At 71.5% G+C, this 16,534-nt stretch carries 17 protein-coding genes; 14 read left to right on the top strand and 3 right to left on the bottom strand.

Going from position 1 to position 16,534, the window contains the following annotated elements; all coding sequences use genetic code 11:
* Positions 1–12 precede the first annotated feature (12 nt).
* From ACZ6QO_RS07530 to rpe, 14 genes are all read left to right on the top strand, one after another.
* Positions 13–2,265 carry a TOMM precursor leader peptide-binding protein gene (locus ACZ6QO_RS07530; RefSeq protein WP_465848599.1) on the top strand — a complete coding sequence of 751 codons (2,253 nt, stop codon included), beginning with the start codon at positions 13–15 and terminating at the stop codon, positions 2,263–2,265.
* Positions 2,262–3,644, top strand: a complete 1,383-nt coding sequence (locus ACZ6QO_RS07525; RefSeq protein WP_465848597.1) for a SagB/ThcOx family dehydrogenase — start codon at positions 2,262–2,264, stop codon at positions 3,642–3,644. The genes ACZ6QO_RS07530 and ACZ6QO_RS07525 overlap by 4 nt, the downstream gene beginning before the upstream one ends.
* A 106-nt stretch (positions 3,645–3,750) precedes the next feature.
* Positions 3,751–4,068, top strand: coding sequence for a hypothetical protein (locus ACZ6QO_RS07520; RefSeq protein ID WP_465848596.1), 318 nt, complete (start codon positions 3,751–3,753; stop codon positions 4,066–4,068).
* Complete coding sequence (locus tag ACZ6QO_RS07515; RefSeq protein ID WP_465848594.1) at positions 4,065–4,979, top strand: ABC transporter ATP-binding protein; 915 nt, start codon at positions 4,065–4,067, stop codon at positions 4,977–4,979. The genes ACZ6QO_RS07520 and ACZ6QO_RS07515 overlap by 4 nt, the downstream gene beginning before the upstream one ends.
* Positions 4,976–5,779, top strand: a complete 804-nt coding sequence (locus ACZ6QO_RS07510) for an ABC transporter permease (protein WP_465848592.1) — start codon at positions 4,976–4,978, stop codon at positions 5,777–5,779. Before ACZ6QO_RS07515 ends, ACZ6QO_RS07510 begins: the two co-directional genes overlap by 4 nt.
* On the top strand, positions 5,758–7,020 hold the full coding sequence (locus ACZ6QO_RS07505) for a sensor histidine kinase (RefSeq protein WP_465848590.1): 1,263 nt from the start codon (positions 5,758–5,760) through the stop codon (positions 7,018–7,020). The genes ACZ6QO_RS07510 and ACZ6QO_RS07505 overlap by 22 nt, the downstream gene beginning before the upstream one ends.
* Positions 7,017–7,655 carry a response regulator gene (locus ACZ6QO_RS07500; RefSeq protein WP_465848589.1) on the top strand — a complete coding sequence of 213 codons (639 nt, stop codon included), beginning with the start codon at positions 7,017–7,019 and terminating at the stop codon, positions 7,653–7,655. The genes ACZ6QO_RS07505 and ACZ6QO_RS07500 overlap by 4 nt, the downstream gene beginning before the upstream one ends.
* Positions 7,656–7,724: 69 nt before the next feature.
* A complete protein-coding gene (locus ACZ6QO_RS07495) occupies positions 7,725–8,852 on the top strand; it encodes a sensor histidine kinase (RefSeq protein ID WP_465848587.1) in 1,128 nt (375 codons plus the stop codon).
* Positions 8,849–9,472 carry a response regulator gene (locus ACZ6QO_RS07490; protein ID WP_465848586.1) on the top strand — a complete coding sequence of 208 codons (624 nt, stop codon included), beginning with the start codon at positions 8,849–8,851 and terminating at the stop codon, positions 9,470–9,472. The genes ACZ6QO_RS07495 and ACZ6QO_RS07490 overlap by 4 nt, the downstream gene beginning before the upstream one ends.
* A 28-nt stretch (positions 9,473–9,500) precedes the next feature.
* Positions 9,501–9,662, top strand: coding sequence for a hypothetical protein (locus ACZ6QO_RS07485; RefSeq protein WP_465848584.1), 162 nt, complete (start codon positions 9,501–9,503; stop codon positions 9,660–9,662).
* A gap of 2 nt (positions 9,663–9,664) precedes the next feature.
* Positions 9,665–9,871, top strand: a complete 207-nt coding sequence (locus ACZ6QO_RS07480) for a VapC50 family PIN domain-containing toxin (RefSeq protein WP_465848582.1) — start codon at positions 9,665–9,667, stop codon at positions 9,869–9,871.
* A gap of 52 nt (positions 9,872–9,923) precedes the next feature.
* Positions 9,924–10,070: a hypothetical protein gene (locus ACZ6QO_RS07475; RefSeq protein WP_465848581.1), complete on the top strand. Its 147-nt coding sequence runs from the start codon at positions 9,924–9,926 to the stop codon at positions 10,068–10,070.
* A 376-nt stretch (positions 10,071–10,446) separates the two neighbouring features.
* On the top strand, positions 10,447–12,594 hold the full coding sequence (locus ACZ6QO_RS07470) for an NACHT domain-containing protein (protein ID WP_465848579.1): 2,148 nt from the start codon (positions 10,447–10,449) through the stop codon (positions 12,592–12,594).
* A gap of 11 nt (positions 12,595–12,605) precedes the next feature.
* Positions 12,606–13,271: a ribulose-phosphate 3-epimerase gene (rpe, locus tag ACZ6QO_RS07465; RefSeq protein WP_465848577.1), complete on the top strand. Its 666-nt coding sequence runs from the start codon at positions 12,606–12,608 to the stop codon at positions 13,269–13,271.
* Positions 13,272–13,299: 28 nt separating this feature from the next.
* Here the strand turns inward: rpe and ACZ6QO_RS07460 are convergent, their stop codons facing one another.
* The 3 genes from ACZ6QO_RS07460 to ACZ6QO_RS07450 are packed head-to-tail and all read right to left on the bottom strand — an operon-like array spanning position 13,300 to position 16,413.
* On the bottom strand, positions 13,300–14,289 hold the full coding sequence (locus tag ACZ6QO_RS07460; protein ID WP_465848674.1) for an ABC transporter ATP-binding protein: 990 nt from the start codon (positions 14,287–14,289) through the stop codon (positions 13,300–13,302).
* 47 nt (positions 14,290–14,336) lie between these two features.
* Positions 14,337–15,395, bottom strand: coding sequence for an ABC transporter ATP-binding protein (locus ACZ6QO_RS07455; protein WP_465848575.1), 1,059 nt, complete (start codon positions 15,393–15,395; stop codon positions 14,337–14,339).
* A 37-nt stretch (positions 15,396–15,432) separates the two neighbouring features.
* Complete coding sequence (locus ACZ6QO_RS07450; RefSeq protein ID WP_465848574.1) at positions 15,433–16,413, bottom strand: ABC transporter permease; 981 nt, start codon at positions 16,411–16,413, stop codon at positions 15,433–15,435.
* Positions 16,414–16,534 lie beyond the last annotated feature (121 nt).

Genomic DNA, 16,534 nt, shown 5'->3' with positions numbered 1-16,534 from the left:
GAAAGGAACGCCATGGACGCCCGACCAGCATTTCGCCGCCACTTCAGGGTGGAGGTCATCGAGGGGGAAGGGGTCTACCTGATCTCCGAGCGCGACACGCAGGTCCTCACCGGCCGGTCGATCGAGGCGGTGGCGGCCCTGCTCGACGGCAAGCACACCGTCCAGGACATCCTGGTCGCGGTGGAGCCGGACATCGCCCCGGAGAACGTCTACTACGTGCTGCACACCCTGAGGGGGCGCGACCTGCTGGTCGACGTCACCGAGGATCTGGACCGGGGGACGGCCGCCTACTGGGAGATGGCCGGGCGCACCGGCGAGGAGGCCGTGGCAGGGGTGCGGGGAGCGCGCGCCGAGGTGCTGACCGCGGGCGACGTGCCGGACGAGGAGCTGCGCCGGCTGCTGGCCGAGGAGGGGGTGCGGCTCACCGGCCCGGGGGAGAGGGCGGCGCTGACCGTCGTGCTGACCGACGACTACCTGCGCGGCGAGCTGGCCGAGATCAACAGGACGCACCTGGCGGAAGGCCGGCCGTGGCTGCTGGCCCGCACGGTGGGCCCCGTGCTGTGGATCGGCCCGGTATTCCAGCCAGGCCAGGACGGCGGCTGCTGGCGGTGCCTGTCACAACGGCTGGAAGGGCACCGGCAGGCGCTGGCCTACCTGGAGGACAGGCTGCGCAGCAAGCCGCTGGCCCTGCCCGCCGCCGACCTGCCGCTGACCCGCGGCGCGGGCGTGCGAATGGTCGCGGCCGAGGCGGTGAAGTGGCTGGCCGGGGCCAGGACCCCCCAGCAGCGCGACGTGATCACCTTCGACACCATGTACCTGGGCGCCACCCGCCACGAGCTGCGCCGCAGGCCGCAGTGCCCCGAATGCGGCGACGCGGGCATGATGACCGCGATCGCCGAGTCGCCCGTCGAGCTCGGCCCGCGGCCCAAGACCTTCACCGCCGACGGCGGCCACCGCTCGCGGCACCCCGAGGAGACCGCCGAACGGTACGCCCACCTCGTCAGCCCGGTCACCGGCGTCGTCAGGGAGCTGACCAGGCTGGAGACGGGGACGCCCTTCGTCAAGACCTACATGGCGGGCCACAACTTCGCCCGCCAGACGCGCGACCTGAGCTCACTGCGCAAGGGCCTGCGCAGCCAGAGCGCCGGCAAGGGCATGACCGACCTGCAGGCCAAGGTCAGCGCCATGTGCGAGGCGATGGAACGCTACTCGGGCATCTTCCAGGGCGACGAGGCCAGGCGCACGGCCACCTTCCGGCAGCTCGGCGCGGACGCCGTCCACCCGAACGCCTGCTCGCTCTACAGCGAGGCGCAATATCGCACCAGGCGGGACCTGGGGGAGACCTCCAGCTACTCCTACGTCAACGACCCGCTGGAGGACGACACCCCGATCGAGTGGACGCCGGTGTGGTCGCTGACAGAGGGACGGCACAAGTACCTGCCCACCGGCTACCTGTACTACTACTACAACGACCCGCACCGCTCGGGACCGATCTACGCCTGGGCCGACTCCAACGGCAACGCCGCCGGCTCCTCCCCGGAGGACGCCGTGGTGCAGGGCTTCATGGAGCTCGTCGAACGGGACGCGGTGGCCCTGTGGTGGTACAACCGCCTGCGCCGCCCCGCCTTCGACCTCGCAAGCTTCGCCGACCCGTGGATGGCGGAGTTCCAGCAGGTGTACGCCGGGCTCGGCCGCGAGCTGCACGTGCTCGACCTCACCACCGACCTCGGCGTCCCGGTGGCCGCCGCCGTCAGCCGCCGCGTCGAGGGCCCCACGGAGGACATCCTCATGGCCTTCGGCGCCCACTTCGACGCGCGCATCGCCGTCCAGCGGGCCCTGGCGGAGCTGAACCAGTTCATCCCCGCGGTCATCGACGTCGGCGCGGACGGCGCCACGCGCTACCGCTTCCAGGAAAGCGACCAGCTCGACTGGTGGCAGAACGCCCGCATGGCGGCGCATCCGTACCTGGCGCCCGCGGGCACGCCCGTCCCGGCGTCGGCGTACGACCGGCCGGCCACCACCGACCTGCTCGACGACGTCGCCGCGGCCCGCGCGCTGGTCGAGGAGCGCGGCATGGAGATGCTCGTGCTGGACCAGACCAGGCCCGACATCGGCCTGCCGGTCGTCAAGGTCATCGTGCCGGGCCTGCGCCACTTCTGGCGGCGGCTCGCCCCCGGCCGCCTGTACGACGTGCCCGTCCAGCTCGGCTGGCTCGCCGAGCCGACCCCGGAGGAGCAGATGAACCCCATCACGATGTTCCTGTGAGCGTCCCGGCGGCCCACCCCGCGCTCACCGTCGGGCTGCGCGAGGACGCCGTCGTGTCCTCGGCGGACGGCGTGCTGACCATCACCCAGCCGTTCGGCGCGCACACCCTGCGCGGCCTGCCGCCCGCCGTCGAGGCCGTCCTGCGCGAGCTGCCCGGCACGCTCGCCGGGGAGGACGAGCTGGCCGAACGGCTCCTTTCGGCCGGCGGGACCAGCCAGGAGGCCGCGGTGCTGTACCTGACGCTGTCGCGGCTTGGGCCGGTCCTGGTCCACGCGGCCGAGCCGCTGCTGCGGGCCGTCCCCATCGCCCGCGACGCCGACTTCCGCCCGCCGGCGCTGGCCCCCGACGACACCGTGCGCCTGTCGAGGTACGCCTTCGTCCGCGCGTCGGAACACGGAATGGTCCTTGAGTCCCCGCTGTCGAAGCACCGGGTCGTCCTCGGCGAGGAGGCCATGCCGCTGCTCGCGGCGCTCGGCCGCCAGGTCATGGTGAAGGAGGCGCCCGAGGCGATCGGCCATCTGGTCGCCGCGGGCATGGCGTTCGCGGGCGACGCCGAGGAACGCGACCCCGCGCTGCGCGGGTGGGACTTCCACGACCTGCTCTTCCACGCAAGGAGCAGGATGGGGCGGCACGACGAGCCGTTCGGCGCGACCTTCCGCTTCCTGGACGCGCTGCCGCCCGAGCCGGTGATCAAGCCGACGCCCGGCGGGCCCTCGGTGGACCTGTTCGCGCCCTCCCTGCACGAGGTCGCCGCCGCCGACCCGCCGTTCACCACCGTGCTGGAGTCGCGCAGGTCGGTGCGCGAGTACGGCGACGCGCCGCCCACCGTCCGCCAGCTCGGCGAGCTGCTCTACCGGGCGGCCAGGGTCAAGGACGTCTTCGGGCCGCAGCCCGGCATGCCGTACGTGGCCAGCAGCAGGCCCTACCCCGGCGGTGGCGCCGCCTACGAGCTGGAGCTGTACCTCACCGTCGCCAGGTGCGAGGGCCTCGCCGCCGGCGTCTACCACTACGACCCGCTCGGCCACCGGCTGCACGCGCTGCCCGCCAGGGCCGAGGACGCGCGGGCGATGCTGGGCGTGGCGCGGCTGGCGACCGGCGGGACCGCCGACCCTGACGTGCTCATCACCTTCACCTCGCGCTTCCGGCGGATGTCGTGGAAGTACTCCGGGCTCGCCTACGCCGCCACGCTGAAGAACGTCGGCGCGCTCTACCAGACCCTCTACCTGGTGGCCACCGTGATGGGGTTGTCGCCCTGCGGCCTCGGCAGCGGCGACGCCGACCTGGCCGCCCGTACCTTCGGCCTCGACTGGGCCGCCGAGTCGTCGGTGGGGGACTTCATCATCGGCGGCGCCCCGCGCGACGCGGCGTCCGGTTCGTGATGTCCGTCACGGGCGGCGGATGTCGTCTGCATCTGCCGGTGCCCGCCCGCGTTCGGGATCGTGGCAGGCGGGACGCCCAGCCGACGGGAGAGGTAAGGAGCGCCTGATGGCGGAGAGCATCTACATCCTCGGAGATCAGGACCGCAAGAAGTTCGCCAGGCTGATCGCCGCGGCGTGGAGCGACGCCGGGCTCAGAGAGCGCTACGAGACCGAGCCCAGGACCGTTCTGCACCAGTACGGCATCGTCTATCCCGACGGCGTGCCCACACCGCCGCTGCCGCCCAAGCCCGAGGGCGAGTTCGACATCACCGACCTCGAGTCCGCGGCCGGTCAGGCGGCGGGCTCGGCCGGCACGGTCAGCAGCGTCTCCTGCCAGGTCACCTACCCGGTCGCCTGCGGCGCCGGCGGGGAGGCGACGACGTGAGCGGGGCGGTGATCGAGGTCGACGGGCTGCGCAAGCGCTACGGCGGGTTCACCGCCGTGGACGGCGTCAGTTTCGAGGTCGGCGAAGGCGAGGTGTTCGCCCTTCTCGGCACCAACGGGGCGGGCAAGACCACCACCATCGAGATCCTGGAGGGGTACCTGCGGCCGTCGGAGGGCACGGCGCGGGTCTTCGGCCGGGACCCGGCCGGCCGCGGCGCCCCGCGGTCCAAGATCGGCCTGGTGCTGCAGGAGTCCGGCCTGTTCGGCGACCTGTCGGCGGCCGAGACGGTGACCGCCTGGCGCAGGTTCACCTCCGGCGCCAGGCCGGTGGCCGAGGCGCTGGAACTGGTCGGGCTGTCCGGACAGGCCGGAACCCGGGTCAAGCGGATGTCCGGCGGCGAACGGCGCAAGCTCGACATCGCGCTCGCCACGCTCGGCCGCCCGGAGCTGCTGTTCCTCGACGAGCCGACGACCGGCCTGGACGCCGAGGCCAGGCGCAGGGTCCGCGACCTGGTCGCCGGCCTGGCGGGCCAGGGGATGACGGTGCTGCTCACCACCCACTACCTGGAGGAGGCCCAGGAGCTGGCCGGCCGGGTGGCCATCATGGACAAGGGCGAGATCGTCACCCAGGGCACGATGTCGGAGGTGCTCGGCCGGGGCTCGGGCCGCGTCGCCTTCGAGCTGCCCGACGGCGCGACGCCCGAAGGGCTGCCGGTGGGCGAACGGGACGCGCTGACCGTCACCGGACGGCGGTGCGTGATCGTCACCGCCGAACCCGAGACGGTCGCCCACTCCGTCCTCGGATGGGCGCACGACCGGGGGGTGCGGCTGAGCGGCCTGGACGTGCGCCAGGCCACGCTCGAAGAGGTCTTCCTCGACATCGCCGGCGCGCGCGGGGAGGCCGGGACGTGACCGCCTACACGCTCTCGCACTTCAGGCTGACCCAGACGCTCTTCTGGCGCACGCCGGTGTCGGTCGGCGTCGCCCTGTGCTTCCCCGTCCTGTTCGGCGGGCTGATGCCGCTGATGGTGCCCGGCGGGCTCAGAGGGGGAGCGCCGGTCGACGTCGCCATCATGACCGGCGTCATCGTGATGGGCATGTCCACCTTGGGGTTCATGACGCTGGTGGAGTCCTTCGTCATGCGGCGGCAGCTGCTGGTGCTCAAGCGGCTGCGCGGGACGGAGCTGCCCGACCTGGCGATCTTCGGCGGGGAGATCCTCACCGTGATGTCGGTGGGGCTGCTCCAGCTCGCGCTGATCGTCGGCCTGGCCAGGGCCGTGCACGGCGTCGGCCTGCCGGCCAATCCCGCGCTGCTGGTCGTCACGGTGCTGTCGGGCCTCGCGGTGTTCGCCGCGATGGCCATCGCGGTGAGCGGCCAGATCCCCGCGCAGGGCAACACGGTCGTGGTCAGCCTGCCGTTCCTGCTGCTCGCCATCGGCCTGTCCGGGTTCGCCTACCCGGTCTCGGCGTTCCCCGGCTGGCTGCGCACCGTGTCCTCCTTCCTGCCGTTCGGCCGGGTGGCCGAAGGCGTCAGCACCGCCTATCTCGGGCGGGACTACGTGGGGCACGTGGGGTCCGCGGTGCCGCCCGAGGTCGGCGTCCTGTCCGGCTTCCTGGTCATGTGGCCGGCGTGGCTCGTGCTGGCGGCCTGGCTCGTCCTGTCCCTGTCGGCCGCGAAGAGGTGGTTTCGGTGGCAGCCTCGCAGAGGCTGAGAGGCGTCGGGCCCGGCACGGTACGGCTGGCGCGCGCGGGGGCCGGGACCTTCCTCGCCGGCATGGCCGCCTTCGCCGCCGTGCCCGTGGCGGAGGCGCTCGGCGCGTACTCCGCCGTCAGGGCGGCGACCGCGGTGGTCCTCCTCGCCGGCCTCACCGGCTGCTACCTGTGGCTCGCCGTGCGGGCCGTGCTCGACCGGGGCGGAAGGCGGGACCTCGCGGTGCTGGGCGCGATGTCGGCGCTGGCGGTGGCCGTGCCGTTCGCCGCCGGTCCCACCTGGCTGAGCGTGGGCTTCATGCTGCCGCTCGCGTTCGCGGTCACGCTGCGCGGCCGGTGGGCGGCGGCGGGGTTCTTCGCCGCGCTCGCCGCGGGCGTCGCCCTGCCGTCCTCCCCGCGGTTGAGCTGGGTGCTCTTCGGGACGCTGCAGAACCTGCTCACGGCCGGCGCGCTCGCGGGGCTGACCATCTTCGCGACGCTGCTCGGCGAGCTTCAGCGCACCCGCGAGGAGGCCGCCAAGCTGGCCATCACCGAAGAGCGGCTCAGGTTCGCCCGGGAACTGCACGACGTGCTCGGCCACAACCTGTCGGTCATCGCGATGCGCACCGAGCTGTCCACGCGGATCCCCGCCGAGGAGATCGCGCGGCTGCGCCGCGAGCTGACGGAGATCCACGACATCGCCAGGCGCTCGCTGCACGACGTGCGGGCGGTGGTCAAGGGCTACCGCGAGATGTCGCTGGAGAGGGAGCTGACCGGGGTGCGGCGGGTGCTGGAGACCGCCGGCGTCCGGTGCGACTTCGCCGAACTGCCGCCGTCGCTGCCGCCGGAGGTCCGCGTGGCGCTGGCCTGGGCGGTGCGCGAGGCGGCGACCAACCTGCTGCGGCACAGCGACGCCACCGTCTGCCTGCTCGGCGTCGAGGACCACGGTGACCGGGTCACGGTCACCGTCGCCAACGACGGCGTGCGTCCCGGCGACGGCTTCACCGCCTTCGAGACCGCCTCGTCCGGCTCGGCCGGCCCTGTCGCGTCCGGCTCTGTCGCGTCCGGCTCTGTCGCGTCCGGCCTCGCCTCGGCGGAGCGGGCCGTGGGCGGCAGCGGCCTGGCGGGCCTGGACGAGCGGCTCGCGCAGGTCGGCGGGAGCAGCGGGCGGCACACAGAAGACGGCTGGTTCACGCTGTCGCTGGACGTTCCCGGCCGCCCCATGGCGGCCGCACTGACCTCTGCCACGGGAGACGGGAAATGATCAAAGTTCTGATCGCGGAGGACCACGACCTCATCCGGGGAGCGCTGATCGCCCTGCTGTCCGAGGAGCGCGACATCCGCGTCGTGGAGGAGGTGTCCAGGGGTGACGAGATCGTGCCCGCCGTCGTCGGCTGCCGGCCGGACGTGGCCCTGCTCGACATCGGGCTGCCGGGCATCGACGGCCTGGAGGCGGCGGGTCTCATCAAGCAGTTGGAGCAGCCGCCGCCGGTGCTCATCCTCACCAGTGTCGGATCGCCGGGCAACTTCGAGCGGGCCATGGCGGCGGGGGTGCGCGGCTTCCTGGTCAAGGACGCGCCCGCCCACCGGCTCACCGACGCCATCCGCGTGGTCGCCAGAGGGGAACGTTACATCGACCTCGACGTGGCCGCCGACGGCGGCGGCCAGGAGGTCGACACCAACCCCCTGACCGCCCGGGAGGTGGCCGTGCTGGCGGCGGTCGCCGCCGGGGAGCGGGGCAGCGACCTGCGGAGCACCCTGGGGCTGTCGGTCCACACGATCAGGAACTACCTCGCCGCGGCGCGCCTGAAGACCGGAGCCCGCACCGACGAGGAGGCGGTGCGCGTCGCGCGGGCCAACGGGTGGCTGGAGGACAGAACGATGACGCCCGGCGGTTGATTCACGGCCCCGAAAGGCGTCACGATCAGTAGCATTCACGATGCTTTTCGGACATTTGGAGAACCGCCTGTGGCTCAGGAGAGTGAAGCGCAGGTCAGGTGGCTGACCACGGGCGTCGTCGCGGCCACGGGAGCGCTGTGGGCGCTCACCCCGCTCGCCTTCCTGCTCGTCGGCGACCCGGGCCGGGCACTGCTGGCGGTCGCGCTCCTCGGCGGGCTGCTGGTGGTCTACGCGCGGATCGTCGCCCGCCACATCGCGGGAACGAGCCAAGGGCCGCACCGGGCGAGGATCTTCCTGCTGTTCGCGGTCGTCGTCTACGGCGCGATCCCGTTCCTGGGATCGGTGTGGATCTACACGCCGCTCATCGTCGCCACCGCGGGGCTGCTCCTGCTGCGGTTCCGGTACGGCGTCGGCGTGCTGCTCGCCGTGGCCGCCGCCGAGTACCCGCTGACGATGGCCGAATGGGAACCGGTGCCCGTCCCCGCCCTGCAGAGGAGCGCCGGAGTGCTCGTCGCCGCGGTGGTCGCCGCCGGGATCGTGCACTACGCCAGGTTCGTGCGCGAGCTGCGCGAGCTGCGGGTCGCCCTGGCCGAGATGGCCGTGGACCAGGACCGGATCCGCATGGCCGGGGAGCTGCACGACCTGCTCGGCCAGACGCTGGCGTCGATCACCCTCAAGACGGAGCTGGCCCTGGCCCTGGTCGACGTGGACAGGAAACGGGCCGCCGGCGAGGTCGAGGCCACCATCGCCATCGCCACCGAGGCGCGCGAGGAGGTCGGGGACGTCGTGGCGGCCAGGCGTTCGCTCGACGTCGGCGCCGAGCTGTCGGCGGCCGTCGCGCTGATCGAGCTGACCGGCGCGAGCTGCGACCTGCGCCTGGGGATCAAGGAGATCGACGAGGAGACGGGCGACGCGCTCGGCTGGATGGTCCGCGAGGCGGCCACCAACATCGTCAAGCACAGCGACGCCCGCAACTGCCGGATCGAGCTCGACGAGGTGGACGGGCGCATCCACCTGCTGATGCGCAACGACGGCGCCCGCCGGGAGACCGGCCCGCGACGCGGATCGGGCCTTGCCGGGCTGCGCCAGCGGGTGGACAGAATGGGCGGGTCACTGGAGGCCGGCCCCACGGGGGAGGGCGGGTTCGAACTGCGGGTGTGGCTGCCCGCCGTACACGATCGGGAGGGTCACCGTTGATTCGCGTCCTGCTGGCCGAGGACCACGGCGTCGTCAGAGGCGCCCTGACGGCCCTGCTGAACCTGACGGGCGACATCGAGGTCGTGGCCGAGATCGACAGAGGTGACAAGGTCGTCCCGCACGCCCTGGTCGCCGCCCCCGACGTGGCCGTCATCGACATCGAGATGCCGGGCATCGACGGCATCGAGGCGACCTGCCGCCTGAAGCGGGCCATGCCGTCCTGCCGCGTGCTCATCCTCACGGGGCTCGCCCACTCGGGACTGCTCAAGCGGGCGATGGAGGCGGGCGCCAGCGGCTTCCTGCTCAAGGACGCCCCCACCGAGCGGCTGGCCGAGAGCATCCGCAGGATCGACCAGGGCGAACGCGTGATCGACGCCTCCATGGCCCTGGCCGCGATGAGCGCCACGGCCACCCCGCTCACCGACAGGGAGGCCGCCGTGCTCGATCTGGTCGGGTCGGGCGCCACGACCGGCGAGATCGCCGCCGAACTGCACCTGTCGGCGGCGACGGTCCGCAACTACATCTCCAGCGTCATCACCAAGACCGGCGCCAGGAACAGAACCGACGCGGTCCGCATCGCCGTCGAATCCGGCTGGATAGAAGGCCCCCGCCACGGCTGACCGCCACAGCTTGCGATTATTTCGTCTGTTGCGCATACTCCTGGAAGCAGGGGGGATCTCCTATCGCCTGATCGGCAAGCATCGGCGTGTGACCTGTGAAGATCTTAAGGAGTACAAACGCCGCGATGACGCCATGAGGCGGACGGCCGCCGATCAACTCGCGGCGCTGGGCCAGGAGTTGGGCGCCTGAGCATGAGCTTCGTGGTCATCTATGACGCGAACGTCCTCTATGGCAACACGCTTCGTGACCTGCTGATCCGCCTCGCCATAGTCGTCTGGGCTTGTGTTCAGCAAATCGCCGACTCACGCATCGATCCACCGGAGACCGTGGACGATGTGCTCGACGCTCTGGAGAGAGCGGGCCTCGTCGAATCGGTCGCCGCCCTCAGAGCGGGTTGATCCACCTCTGCCCGGCATTCATCCCGGCGCCGGGCGTGCGGGGATGGTACGGGTGGGCGTCGCCGTGGTCAGAAAACGACCCTCGCTTCGCTCGGACGGCCAGAATGGGCACGTGTTCGTCGCCGTGACCGGGCCCGACGGATACATCTGGCAGCACGAAGCCGATTTCAACGGCTATTCGTATTCGGGTGCCAACTGATATCGGGAGAACGGCGACACCAATACGTCATACCCGCCGCCCCTCACGAACAATGTTCGTCTCGGTGAAGTATATCTGCTGATCACAGAGAACATCGGGGATAGGACATCGTGTGGAAGAGGGACGCGCGGAGATCTGATCTCGCGGTACAGGGGGCCGGCGGTGATACGGGCGTCATTGTTCGGGGGGTCCGTGAGATGGGCGCGCGGTAGCATCGGGCGGTTCACGTGTCGGCGCGTTTTCGTCCCTGGAGGCTGCCCCGGTGGTCCGGCCCCGATTATCCGAAGTGATCCGGCGCCGCGTCCGGACGCGGACGGGTTCCAGAGCGGTCCTGCTGGCCGTCGCGGCCCTTCTGGTCAGCGGGATCTTCGGTCTGGTGACGAACCTCGCGTCGAGCCTGCTGGACTCCCTCGGCCTGTCCGGATGGGTGGTGTGGCCCGCGTGGTTCCTGCTGCTGGCCGGCCTCATCGTCCTCGGCCTCACCGGGGCGCCCGCGACCGGGCACGCCGGCGACCACACGCAGGGCAGGGCCGCGTTGCTGGAGCGCGTGCGCCGCAGCTGGATCGACGGCGTGCTCGACCACTCCCTCTACCAGGAGGCGCGGGTCGAGCTGGGGCTGAACGTGTCCGTCGACCTGCCGCATCCTTGGCGGACGACCGCCTTCCGCTCCGGGCGGGATCGCCGGCCGTGGCCGGCCGATTCCGTCCCGAAGGTGTACGACGAACTCGGGAAGGTCATGCTGATCCTCGGCGAGCCCGGAGCCGGCAAGACCACCCTGCTCCTGGAGCTGCTGCGCGAGCTGCTCGGCCGGGCCGCCGCGGACGACCGTGAGCCGACGCCGGTGGTCCTGCAGCTGCCCGGCTGGGCCGTGACGCGCGAGCCCTTCGCCGCGTGGGTGGCCAGGGAGATCAGCTCTCGCTACGACATCCCGCCCCGCTACGCCGAGGCGTGGGTCGCCGAAGACCGGCTGGCGGTGCTGCTGGACGGCCTGGACGAGGTGGCGGCCGAGCACCGCGACGAGTGCGTCCGGGAGATCAACGGGTTCCGGCGCGAGCACGGGTTCACGCCGCTCGTCGTGTGCTGCCGCACCGCCGACCACGGGAAGCTCAACGCGACCCTGCAGGTGTACGGCACGCTCACGCTCCTGCCTTTGGAACGTGCCGCGGTGGAGGACTTCCTGGTCCGCGCGGGGGTAGGGCTGGCCGGGATGCGGGCGGCGCTGGACGCCGACCCCACGCTGTGGCGGCTGCTGGACTCGCCGCTGCTGCTGAGCGTCATGGCGCTGGCCTACCGAGACGGCGCGCCCGAGACGGCCGCCGGCCCTCTCGACGCGACGCGGCGTCTGGCCACACTCTTCTCGGCCTACACGGTCACCATGCTGCGTCATCGGCGCAGCACCCGTTTCAGCCTCGCGCAGACGGTCACCTGGCTGGCGTACTTGGCGCACTGGATGAACATCGACGCGCAGGTGCTCTTCACCCCCGACCGGGTCGCCGCTCTGTGGAACGCGGCCGGGGCAATCCGCTCCATGAGACAGAGGATCCTCGGCCTCGCCGGGAGCGTGGTCCTGGTGATCCCGGCCTACGGCGTGTCCGGCTGGCCCGGTGTGCTCGCCGCCGCCTTCCTCGGAGCGCTGTTCGGCCGGACGGGCCGCCGGCGCATGGTCGATACGCGCCCGCTGGACCTGCTCGGTCTCTCCGTCGAACAGGACATGGCGCGGCGGCCCGACCGGTCACCACGCTTGACCGTCCGTTCAGCTTGGAAGCATGCCTTCACGGAGCTCAGGCATGATTTCGGGTGGTACATCGGGATAGAGAAGGAGTTCCGGACCGGCATCTATGGGCGCGACCACCGGCGGGGCCGGCGACATCTCGTCATCTTCGGGGTGGGAGCGATGATCGGCCCGCTGTTCGGCTGGGGGGAGGGCCGGGCGGCGATGGCGGGATACGCGGCGGCCACCGCCGTCGTCATGGTGGTGACCGTGGCCGCGGTGCGGCAGTTCACCGATCCGGTGCGGCGCGTCGAGCCCCGGGCGCGATGGAGCGAGGTGCCGAGCCCGCAGGTGTGGGCGGCTCTGGCGGCCGGCTCACGGGCAGCCCTCGCCCTCGGCGCCGCCTGCGGGGCGTTCGCGGGGCTGGTCGTGGCGATGACGGCGGGCGCCGGTCGCGGTGTGGCGTTCGCGGGGCTGGTCGTCTTCGGCGTCACGCTGTACGGGCTCGGCCTGCTCGGCGGCTGGGCCGCGCTCGAACAGGCCGCGGTCCGCCGGACACTCCGCAAGAAGGGCCTGTTCCCTCTGCCGAGCAGGCCGTTCCTCGACCACGCCGTGCAGTGCCTGTTCCTGCGTTCGGTCGGAGAGGGGTACATCTTCGTCCACCGGTCCCTGATGGAGTTCTTCGCCTCGCTCACCGACCGGGACGGCCGCGTCCACCCTGACCACCTTGACGCCATCATCACCCGGGCGGCCGTTCCCGGTCGCGCCGCCGGGGGTGTGCCGGACTGGGGGGTCGGGGCACCGGGGTTCTAGACTGCGGCATCATGGCCGTACAGATCTCACCCAGCATTCTGACCGCCGACTTCGCGCGGCTGGCGGACGTGGCCGCGACGGTCGCCGGCGCCGCCGACTGGCTGCACGTCGACGTCATGGACAACCACTTCGTGCCGAACCTCACCATCGGGCTGCCGGTGGTGGAGTCCCTGGTCAAGGCGACCGACCTGCCGCTCGACTGCCACCTGATGATCGAGAACCCCGACCGCTGGGCGCCCGGCTACGCCGAGGCCGGGGCGGGCAGCGTCACCATCCACGCCGAGGCCGCCAAGGCGCCGGTGCGCACCCTGCGCGAGATCCGCAAGGCCGGGGCCCGCGCGGGGTTCGCGCTCAACCCGGCCACCACCGTGCAGGACTACGAAGACCTGCTCGGCGAGATCGACATGCTGCTCGTGATGACCGTGGAGCCCGGCTTCGGCGGGCAGTCGTTCCTGGACATCATGCTGCCCAAGATCCGTAAGGCCCGCGAGATGATCCGCAAGCACGGCGGCGAAGTCTGGCTCCAGGTCGACGGCGGGGTCTCCGCCAAGACCATCGAGCGCTGCGCCGAGGCCGGAGCCGACGTCTTCGTCGCCGGCAACGCGGTCTTCAGCTCCGGCGACCCGGCCCAGACCGTCCGCGACCTGCGCGCCCAGGCCGAACGCGCCGCATCCTGACGACGAACGGCCTGGCGGCCGCGATCGGTCAGGCGAGGGCGGGGTCGAGGACGACGTCCTGGCCGTGGGTGGTGGGGTCCTCGGGGAAGTGGCAGGCGGTGAGGTGGCCTTCGCGGTTGCCGCTGATCTGCAGCAGCGGGGGCGCCTCGGCGGCGCACTTGTCCTTGGCCTTCCAGCAGCGGGTGCGGAACCGGCAGCCGGACGGCGGGTCGATGGGGGAGGGGACGTCGCCGGCCAGCCTGATCCGCTCGGCCGGCTCCGCGCCCTCCTCGGGCAGCTCCACCTCGGGGACGGCCGACAGCAGCGCGTGGGTGTACGGGTGGCGCGGCCGCTGGTAGATCGACTCCCGGTCGCCCACCTCGACGATCTTGCCGAGGTACATCACGGCCACCCGCTGGGAGACGTGGCGCACCACCGCGAGGTCGTGGGCGATGAACAGGAACGCGATGCCGAGGTCCCGCTGCAACTGCTGCAGCAGGTTGACCACCTGGGCCTGGATGGACACGTCCAGCGCGGACACCGGCTCGTCGGCGACGATCAGCTTGGGGGACAGGGCGAGCGCGCGGGCGATGCCGATGCGCTGCCGCTGGCCGCCGGAGAACTCGTGCGGGAACCTGTTGTAGTGCTCGGGGTTGAGGCCGACGATCTCCAGCAGTTCCTGGACGCGCTTCTGCACCCCGCCTTCGGGGCGGATGCCGTTGATCTCCATGGGGCCGCCGACGATCGCGCCCACGGTCTGGCGCGGGTTGAGCGAGCTGTAGGGGTCCTGGAAGATCATCTGGATGTCGCGGCGGATCGGCTTGAGCTCGCGGCGCGAGCTGTGCGCGATGTCGTTCCCCTGGTAGAGGACCTTGCCGTCGGTCGGCTCGTGCAGCCGGGCGACCAGCCTGCCCAGGGTGGACTTGCCGCACCCGGACTCCCCGACCAGCCCCACCGTCTCGCCGGAGCCCACGGCGAGGTCGACGCCGTCCACGGCGTGCACCTTGCCGACCTGGTGCTTCAGGATGAAGCCGCCCATGACCGGGAAGTACTTGGTCAGCCCTTCGAGTTCCAGCAGCGGCGTCGTCACGGTCGTCCCTTGATCTGTGCGCGGAATTCCTGCTTCTGTGCCGAGGTGAGGTAGCACGCGTCGCCGTGCCCGGTCGCCGGCGACAGGTCGGGCCGCTCGCCGGTGCACAGCTCCGGGCCCGCGAACCTGACGTAGTCGCACCGCGGGTGGAACGGGCAGCCGGGCGGCGGGGCGAGCATGCTCGGCGGAGTGCCCCTGATCGGTGTGAGCGGCAGGTCGACCGGCCCGCCGAGCCGGGGGATGGACGACAGCAGGCCCCAGGTGTACGGGTGGCGGGGCTCGGTGAGCACCTCGCGGACGGTGCCGCGTTCGGCGGCGCGGCCCGCGTACATGACCAGCACCTGGTGCGCGGTCCTGGCGATGACGCCGAGGTCGTGGGTGATCAGGATGATCGCGGTGCCCATCTGCTGCTGCAGGTCCTTGAGCAGGTCGAGCACCTGGGCCTGGACGGTGACGTCCAGCGCGGTGGTCGGCTCGTCGGCGATCAGCAGGTCGGGGTCGCAGACCAGCGCCATGGCGATCATGACGCGCTGCCGCATGCCGCCGGAGAAGTGGTGGGGGTAGTCGTCCACGCGGGTCCTGGCGTGCGGGATGCCGACCCGTTCCAGCATCTCGATCGCCCGGTCGCGGGACTCCTTCTTGCTCGCCCCCTTGTGCTTGCGGTACACCTCGCCGATCTGGCGGCCCACGGTGTGGTACGGCGACAGCGACGTCAGCGGGTCCTGGAAGATCATGGCGATGCGGTTGCCGCGCAGGCGCTCCATGGTCGCGCGGCCGGCGCCGATCAGCTCCTGGTCCTCGAACCAGATCTCGCCGCGCATCTCGGTGCGGGCGGTGTCGTGCAGTCCGAGGATGGCCAGGTTGGTCACCGACTTGCCCGAGCCCGACTCGCCCACGATGCCGAGCGTCGTGCCCTTCTCCACCTCGAAGGAAAGCCCGTTGACGGCCCGCACCACGCCGTCCTCCGTGCTGAAGGAGACGCTGAGGTCCTGTACGGACAGGAAGGAGTCGCCCCGGCGGCCGGGGCCTGCGTCGGAGAGTGTGACGGCGGTCAAGCGGTTGCTCCTAGCTGAGCGGTCGAGCGGGTGACACCTAGCTGAGACGGACGCGCGGGTCGATGACCGCGTACATCGCGTCCACGATGACGTTGAAGACGACGATCGCGGCGGCGGCGAGCAGGACCGTCGCCATCAGCATCGGCAGGTCGGAGTTGAGGACGGCCTGGATGGACAGCCGGCCGATGCCCTGCAGGCTGAACGTCGTCTCGGTGATGATCGCGCCGCCGATGAGCGTGGCGACGTCGATGCCGAAGATCGTGGCGATGGGGGTGAGGGTGCCCCTGAGCGCGAAGCGGAAGATCACCGTGCGGCCCGACATGCCCTTCGCGCGGGCGGTGCGGACGTAGTCCTCCGACAGCTGCTCGACCATCGTGGAGCGGGCCATGCGGGTGTAGTTGGCGGTGAAGATGATCGCGAGCACCACCCACGGCAGCAGCAGCCCGTAGGCCCACTGCAGCGGGTTGTCGGTGATGGGCACGTACCGCGGGCGTTCGATGATGTGCCACTGGTAGACCAGGAAGTACATGGCCAGCGTGCCCACGAAGTAGATCTGCACCGAGGCGCCGATCAGCGACGAGACACTGGCGATCTTGTCCAGCGGGCGGCCCTGGTTGAGCGCGGCGATGATGCCGGCGCCCACGCCGAAGATCAGGAAGATGACGGCGGAGCCCAGCGTCAGCGAGACCGTCACCGGCATCCGGTCGATGATGGTCTCGAAGACCGGGGCGTGGTTGACGAAGGAGTAGCCGAGGCACGGCGCGGGGCAGTGCCCGAGCCCCTCGTAGTCCCGGCCCACGAAGACACCGGCCAGCCAGGTGATGAACTGGACGAAGATCGGCTGGTCGAAGCCCAGATTGTGCCGCGCCTGCGCGAGCGTCTCGGGCGGGCACACCTTGCCGCAGGCGAGTCGCGCCGGGTCGGTGGGAACGGCGAAGAACAGGAAGAACGTCACGGCGGCGATGATCACGAGGATGACCGCCGCGCCGAGGGTCCGGCGGGTCAGGAATCTGAGCATGGCCTGTCGATCTCAGGAGAGGCGCTCCGGGGGGGGGGGGGGGGGGCCCGAGGGGGGGGGGGGGGGGGGGTCCGAGGGACTCCCAAAAACGGTGTTTGGCGAGCAAAACCCACGGACCTGG

Source organism: Sphaerisporangium sp. NPDC049457, assembly GCF_055586705.1.
Note: the sequence above shows the minus strand (reverse complement) of the source record. Positions and strands in the feature narration are given on the sequence as shown.

Bases quoted from the DNA above. Each gene is read 5' to 3' on its own strand.
- ACZ6QO_RS07530 (WP_465848599.1), top strand. From the start codon at position 13: ATGGACGCCCGACCAGCATTTCGCCGCCACTTCAGGGTGGAGGTCATC.
- ACZ6QO_RS07520 (WP_465848596.1), top strand. From the start codon at position 3,751: ATGGCGGAGAGCATCTACATCCTCGGAGATCAGGACCGCAAGAAGTTC.
- ACZ6QO_RS07500 (WP_465848589.1), top strand. From the start codon at position 7,017: ATGATCAAAGTTCTGATCGCGGAGGACCACGACCTCATCCGGGGAGCG.
- ACZ6QO_RS07480 (WP_465848582.1), top strand. From the start codon at position 9,665: ATGAGCTTCGTGGTCATCTATGACGCGAACGTCCTCTATGGCAACACG.
- rpe (WP_465848577.1), top strand. From the start codon at position 12,606: ATGGCCGTACAGATCTCACCCAGCATTCTGACCGCCGACTTCGCGCGG.
- ACZ6QO_RS07460 (WP_465848674.1), bottom strand. From the start codon at position 14,289: ATGGGCGGCTTCATCCTGAAGCACCAGGTCGGCAAGGTGCACGCCGTG.
- ACZ6QO_RS07450 (WP_465848574.1), bottom strand. From the start codon at position 16,413: ATGCTCAGATTCCTGACCCGCCGGACCCTCGGCGCGGCGGTCATCCTC.